This is a genomic window from Micromonospora sp. ATLC16 (genome assembly GCF_057196645.1).
Genome location: NZ_JBXUOW010000064.1, coordinates 22,130 through 28,681, shown reverse-complemented (window position 1 = coordinate 28,681; position 6,552 = coordinate 22,130). Strand labels below are relative to the sequence as shown.

Genomic DNA, 6,552 nt, shown 5'->3' with positions numbered 1-6,552 from the left:
CTCTGTCAGCTCAGTTTGAGAAACCCCGCCGCCCCCCGCCCCCCCCCCCCCCCCCCCCCCCCCCCCCCCCCCCCCCCCCCCCCCCCCCCCCCCCCCCCCCCCCCCCCCCCTAGGCGGGTGAGGTCAGCTGATGCCCGCTTCGGTGCAGAGCTCGGCGAAGTTGCCGGTGCAGACCTCGTCCTTGGTCACGAAACCGTCGGCGATGACGTCCTTGACGTTCTCCTTGTAGATCGCCTGCGGGGTGAGCAGGACGGACGGCACGTCGCGGCCGCCCTCCGGGTCGGTGACGGTCTGGCCGGTCTCCTTACGCTCGCCCTTGGCCAGCGAGATGGCCAGCTCGGCGGCGGCGTCGGCTTCCTTCTTGATCGCCTTGTAGACGGTCATGCACTGGTCGCCGGCGAGGATGTTCTGCAGGCCCTGCGGGGTGGCGTCCTGGCCGGTCACCGGGACCTTGCCGTTGAGCCGGTTCTTCTTCAGCACCGAGATGGCGGCGTTGCCGAGGCCGTCGTTGGCGGCCAGCACACCGTCGATCTTGCCACCGGCCTTCGTCATCTGCTGCTCGAAGATGGTGGCGGCCTGGGCGTTGTCCCAGTCCGGCACCGAGTCGTCGGCGACCTGGGTGTACTCGCCGGAGTCGAACTTCGGCTTGAGCACCGAGTCGTAGCCGTTCTTGAACAGGGTGGCGTTGTTGTCGGTCGGCGAGCCGTTCAGGTAGGCGATCCCCGGCTTCTGCACCTTCGCGTCGGTGAGGCACTTGACGAGGCCCTCGCCCTGGAGCTTGCCGACGGCCTCGTTGTCGAAGCTGACGTAGTACTCCGCCGAGCCGCCGAGGGTGAGGCGGTCGTAGTCGATGGTGGCGACGCCCTGCGACTTGGCCTTGTCGAGGACGGCCTTGCCGGTGCCGGAGTCCAGGTTGACGATCATCAGCGCGGTGACGCCGCTCGTGATCATCTGGTCGGCGATGGTCTGGAACTGGGTCTTGTCACCCTGGGCGTTCTGAATGTCGGACTCGACGCCGGCAGCCTCGAAGGCAGCCTGGAGGAACTTGCGGTCAGCGCCCTCCCAGCGGGCGGAGGACTTGCTGTCCGGCAGGATCACGCCGATCTTCGGGGTCACGTCGGAGCCGGCCTGGTCGCCGCCGGACTCGTCGCCACAGGCCGTCAGGCTGCCGAGGGCCAGCAGGCCAACGGTGCCGACGGCGAGGAAGCCCTTGCGCATGTGCAGGGTCCTTTCGAGGGTGGGAAGGGTGTCGGTGTTTTGTTTTGTTGTGCCCGGCAACGTATTCCGCGTCACAAGGCCAGCACAAGGGTGCGCCGGTCACGAGTTTGTTGCCGGCGGTAACAATTCAGCAACGCCAGCGACACCTGGCCGCCACCGTGCCTGCGACGACCCCGTTGTCCGGGTCGGTGGTCCCGGCGTTCGGGTTCAGGCCATCGGGCGGCAGACCAGGACCGTCGGGGCGGCGGCGACCCGGGTGAGCACCAGGCTGGCCGGCTGGTCCCCGGCCAGCCGCAGGTCGCGCCGGAGCCGCTCGGGCTCAAGCGCGGAGCCGCGCTTGAGGATCTCCACCCGGCCGACCCGCCGTTCCCGCAGCAGCGCCCGCAGCCGCTTGAGAGAGAACGGCAGCACGTCGGTCACCTCCAGGCTGCGGGCGTACGGCGTGCGCTGGGCCGTGTCGGCGTAGAGGTAGGCGATGGTCGGGTCGGCAAGGGTGGCGTTCAGGTCGGCAGCCAACTCGGCGATCAGGTGCGCGCGGACCACCGCCGGATCCGGGTCGTACACGAAGCGCCGCACCGCCCCGACCGGCGCCTCGCGCGCCCCCGTTCCGGTCAGCTGGTACGTCGCCGGGCCGTCGGGGCGGTCCTGCGGGTCTTGGACGGGGGCCGCTGCTCCACCTGTGGTGTCAACCGGAGGCACCTCCTTCAGCACGGTCGAGCGGCGGGGGACCTCGGCCAGTTCGCCGCACCAGAGGGCCGCCTCGACCAGGTCGCCGTCGACGCTCACCCACTCCGCCTCCGCGCCGGGCGGGATCAGCGTGTGGTCGATCCCCGGCGCGACCTTCACCACCGTGCGCGGCACCCGCGCGGCCAGGCCGGTCACGAAGTCCCACGGCGGCGAATACGAGTTCGGGTCGAAGATCCGGCGACCGGTACCGGCCCGGCGTCGGGCCGGATCGCAGAAGACCGCCTCGACCCGGGTCACGTCGAACGCCGTCGCGTCACCACATTCGACGGTGACCAGGTCGGCCAGCCCGGCGGCGTGGGCGTTCGCCTCGGCCAGCGCGGCGGTGAGCGGATCGGCCTCCACCGCGTACACCCGGATGCCGGCGCGGGCGGCGGCGAGCGCGTCGGCGCCCAGCCCGCAGCCCAGGTCGGCCAGCGTGCGCACCCCGGCGGCGCGCAGCCGCCGGGCTCGCCGATCGGCGACGACCCGCCGGGTGGCCTGCTCCAGCCCCGGCCGGGTGAAGAACATGCCGGCCGCCGCCGGCCCGAACTTGCCGGTCGCCCGGCGGCGCAGCTCGGCCTGGGTCAGTGCTGCCGCCGCGAGCCCGCCGGGCACCCCGGCCGAGCGCAGCGCCACCGACGCGGCCAGTGGATCACCGCCGGCCACCCGGGCCGCCGCGTCGAGCGCGGCCGACCCCTCGGGCGTACGCAACGCGCCGAACTGCTCCAGATCCACAAGCCCATTCTTCCGCCCGCCCCTGTCCGCCCCGCCCGAGGCCCAGGCCGGCCCCTCGCCGGCATGCCGGTCGCGACTCGCGGCATCTCGGGCCTTCACGTCGGCGGGAGGGCGCGTCATGCCGCAACCCGCGCGCACACCCGCGGGGGGCAAGCGCGCAGACCCGTGGGGCCAAGGGCGGGCAACTCGGCAGCCCGAGCCGATTCGGGCCGAGCCGAGTTGGGCCGGAGGCGGTTGCCGGGCGCGCGGCGCGGGCGGACGCGGCGTCCGGGTCGGGTCTAGCGGGTGTGGGTGGTGATGAAGGCGCGCCAGGCGGCGGGGGTGAAGGTGAGTGCCGGGCCGGCCGGGTCCTTGCTGTCGCGCACGGCGACCAGGCCGGGCAGGTTGTCGGCGACCTCGACGCAGGCGCCGCCGTTGCTGTTGCTGCGGGAGGACTTGCGCCAGGTGGCACGGGTCAGGTCCATGACTTCGCCACTTCCTCGATCAGGCGGGCGGACTGCCGGTGTGGCAGCGCCTCACCGGCCACAGTCTCCCAGTGTCGCCCCAGGGCGGCAAGGTCGTTCGGGCTGTCCACTGTGTGCCCCCGGAGCTGGTTGTCCAGGTGCGCCACCTCGGTGCCGTCGGCCAGCCGGGCCAGCACGAAAGGGCCGTTGAGTCCGATGTACCACGGGGTCTCGGCCGGCACGATCCGCACCTGGACGTGTGGGCGGTCGGCGAGGCTGCGCAGGTGTTCCAGTTGCTCGCGCATGGTCGCGCGCTCGCCGACCTGCCGGCGCAGCACCTGCTCGTCGAGCACCGCCACGAGCTGCGGTGGCTCCTCGCGGGCGAGCACCTCCTGCCGGGCCATCCGGGCCAGCACCCGCTTCTCGATCTGCTCGTCGGTCAGCGGCGGACCGGCCCGGAGCATCGCCCGGGCGTACGCCTCGGTCTGGAGCAGACCCGGCACCACGGCCGGGTCGTACCAGCGCAGCGCGACCGCCTCCCGCTCGATCTCGCCCCACGGCCGGAACCAGTCCGGCTCGGCGTGCAGCCGGATCAGCTCCAGCATCCCGATGAAGAGACCACCGGTTTCCAGCACCCTGTCGAACCGGGTTAGGTAGTCGGCGCTGAGTTGGTTCGGGCCGATCTCCATCGCGCTCACCGCCGACGGGGAGTAGTTGATCATCTTGCTCAGCTCCTCCTGGCTGAGCCCGCGCACCTTGCGGGCCCGGCGTAACTGGTCGCGCAGGAACCCCAGGGTTGGTACGTCCGCCATGCGTCTGCCCTCCGTGACGTTGTCGCGCCGGAGAGTAAGGGTCGGCCGTCCGGCGGGGAAGTGACTGTCGGCGTGTTGCGGTCAACGCTGGCGAAGGACTGCGGAACAGTGTGGGAAAAGTGGCGACGCGGGTGCTGAGAGGCGGCGACACGAGGGCGGCGGATTGGCACTCTCCTTGACGGAGTGCTAGCCGAGGAATAACCTGCGATTAGCACTCTCACCCTGAGGGTGCCAACCTTCGGGCCCTGGTGTCCGGGGGTTGAACGCCAGGCGGACCGGCACCCGCGACGACGGCCCCGCCCGGTGGCATGTGGCAATTGACGCCGGTCGGCATGCCGATCGGCAACGAAACCAAGTACCCCAGGAGGGTATGCCCGTGACTACCGCGACCAAGGTTGCGATCAAGCCGCTCGAGGACCGCATCGTGGTCCAGGCGAACGAGGCCGAGACCACCACCGCCTCGGGCATCGTGATCCCCGAAACCGCCAAGGAGAAGCCGCAGGAGGGCACCGTCCTCGCTGTCGGCCCGGGCCGGATCGACGACAAGGGCAACCGCGTGCCGATCGACGTCTCCGTCGGCGACACCGTTCTCTACTCGAAGTACGGCGGCACCGAGGTCAAGTACGCCGGCGAGGAGTACCTGGTGCTCTCCGCCCGCGACGTCCTCGCGGTCATCGAGAAGTAAGTAAGACAGACCGATCAGTGTCGTTGCCCCGGTCCGGTTCGCCGGGCCGGGGCAACGTCGCTTCGAAGGGACATTCATGGCGAAGATCCTGAGCTTCTCGGACGACGCCCGGCACCTGCTGGAGCACGGTGTCAACGCGCTCGCTGACGCGGTCAAGGTCACCCTCGGGCCGCGCGGGCGCAACGTCGTCCTCGACAAGAAATTCGGTGTGCCGACGATCACCAACGATGGCGTGACCATCGCCAAGGAGATCGAGCTCACCAACCCCTACGAGAACCTCGGCGCGCAGCTGGTCAAGGAGGTGGCGACCAAGACCAACGACGTCGCCGGCGACGGGACCACCACCGCGACCGTGCTCGCCCAGGCCATGGTCCGCGAGGGCCTGCGCAACGTCACCGCGGGCGCCAACCCGGCCGGCCTCAAGCGGGGCATCGACGCCGCCGCCACCAAGGTCTCCGAGGCGCTGCTCGACAAGGCCGTCGAGGTCTCCGACAAGAAGTCGGTCGCGCACGTCGCGACGATCTCGGCGCAGGACGCCACCATCGGTGAGCTGATCGCCGAGGCGATGGAGAAGGTCGGCCGCGACGGTGTGATCACCGTCGAGGAAGGCTCCGCCCTGCGCACCGAGCTGGACGTCACCGAGGGCCTCCAGTTCGACAAGGGCTTCATCTCGCCGAACTTCGTCACCGACGTGGAGTCGCAGGAGTCCGTCCTGGAGGACGCGTACATCCTGATCACCACGCAGAAGATCTCCGCGATCGAGGAGCTGCTGCCGCTGCTGGAGAAGGTTCTCCAGAACAACAAGCCGCTGCTCATCATCGCCGAGGACGTCGAGGGTCAGGCGCTGTCGACCCTGGTGGTCAACGCCATCCGCAAGACCATCAAGGTCTGCGCGGTCAAGGCGCCCGGGTTCGGCGACCGCCGCAAGGCGATGCTGCAGGACATGGCGATCCTCACCGGCGCCGAGCTGGTCGCCCCGGAGCTGGGCTACAAGCTCGACCAGGTCGGCCTGGAGGTGCTGGGCAGCGCCCGCCGCATCGTGGTCGACAAGGAGAACACCACCGTCGTCGACGGCGGTGGCCGGAGCGGCGAGGTCGCCGACCGGGTGGCCCAGATCCGCAAGGAGATCGAGGCCTCGGACTCCGAGTGGGACCGGGAGAAGCTCGCCGAGCGGCTGGCCAAGCTCTCCGGTGGCATCGCGGTGGTCAAGGTCGGCGCGGCCACCGAGGTCGAGATGAAGGAGCGCAAGCACCGCATCGAGGACGCCATCGCCGCGACCAAGGCCGCGGTCGAGGAGGGTACGGTGCCCGGCGGCGGCGCCGCCCTGGCGCAGATCCTGTCGGTGCTCGACGACGACCTCGGCTTCACCGGCGACGAGAAGGTCGGCGTGTCGATCGTGCGTAAGGCACTTGTCGAGCCGCTGCGCTGGATCGCCCAGAACGCCGGCCACGACGGCTACGTGGTCGTGCAGAAGGTCGCCGGCAGCGACTGGGGCCACGGCCTCGACGCCGCCGTCGGCGAGTACGTCGACCTGACCAAGTCCGGCATCATCGACCCGGTGAAGGTGACCCGCAACGCGGTCACCAACGCCGCGTCGATCGCCGGTCTGCTGCTCACCACCGAGAGCCTCGTGGTGGAGAAGCCGGCCGAGCCGGAGCCCGCCGCGGGTGGCCACGGTCACTCGCACGGCCACGGTCACAGCCACCAGCACGGCCCGGGCTTCTGACCCTGCCGTACGCCGGACGTGGGGGGCACCGTCGACGAGGCGGTGCCCCCCACGCGCTTTGCGTCGGAGCGGTCGTCGTGCCCGGCCCCGGCACCGGTCGTGCCCAGCGGTCGGCGGTGACGCCGGTCGTGTCCGGGGCTGGCGTCGGTCGTGTCCGGCGGTCTCGGGGGGTGACGTCGGACGCCGCGCCGGGTCGCGTACCGGTGA

The 6,552-nt window shown here is 71.0% G+C and carries 6 protein-coding genes; 2 read left to right on the top strand and 4 right to left on the bottom strand.

Features of this window, described 5'->3' with window-relative positions; all coding sequences use genetic code 11:
• Positions 1 to 123: 123 nt before the first annotated feature.
• From AC2CHE_RS21750 to AC2CHE_RS21735, 4 genes are all read right to left on the bottom strand, one after another.
• Entirely contained in the window at positions 124 to 1,218 is a 1,095-nt protein-coding gene (locus AC2CHE_RS21750) for a sugar ABC transporter substrate-binding protein (RefSeq protein ID WP_484506713.1), read from the bottom strand.
• 207 nt (positions 1,219 to 1,425) lie between these two features.
• The gene (locus AC2CHE_RS21745) at positions 1,426 to 2,679 is read right to left on the bottom strand and encodes a THUMP-like domain-containing protein (RefSeq protein WP_484506715.1); all 1,254 of its coding nucleotides are present in this window, start codon (positions 2,677 to 2,679) and stop codon (positions 1,426 to 1,428) included.
• Positions 2,680 to 2,957: 278 nt separating this feature from the next.
• Complete coding sequence (locus tag AC2CHE_RS21740) at positions 2,958 to 3,143, bottom strand: DUF397 domain-containing protein (protein WP_484506712.1); 186 nt, start codon at positions 3,141 to 3,143, stop codon at positions 2,958 to 2,960.
• Positions 3,134 to 3,934 carry a helix-turn-helix domain-containing protein gene (locus AC2CHE_RS21735; protein ID WP_484506711.1) on the bottom strand — a complete coding sequence of 267 codons (801 nt, stop codon included), beginning with the start codon at positions 3,932 to 3,934 and terminating at the stop codon, positions 3,134 to 3,136. Before AC2CHE_RS21735 ends, AC2CHE_RS21740 begins: the two co-directional genes overlap by 10 nt.
• A 370-nt stretch (positions 3,935 to 4,304) precedes the next feature.
• Here AC2CHE_RS21735 and groES point away from each other — a divergent pair, with 370 nt between their 5' ends.
• Entirely contained in the window at positions 4,305 to 4,619 is a 315-nt protein-coding gene (gene groES / locus AC2CHE_RS21730) for a co-chaperone GroES (protein ID WP_484506710.1), read from the top strand.
• Between the two features lie 76 nt (positions 4,620 to 4,695).
• Positions 4,696 to 6,345, top strand: coding sequence for a chaperonin GroEL (gene groL / locus AC2CHE_RS21725; protein ID WP_484506709.1), 1,650 nt, complete (start codon positions 4,696 to 4,698; stop codon positions 6,343 to 6,345).
• The last annotated feature ends 207 nt before the right edge of the window (positions 6,346 to 6,552 follow it).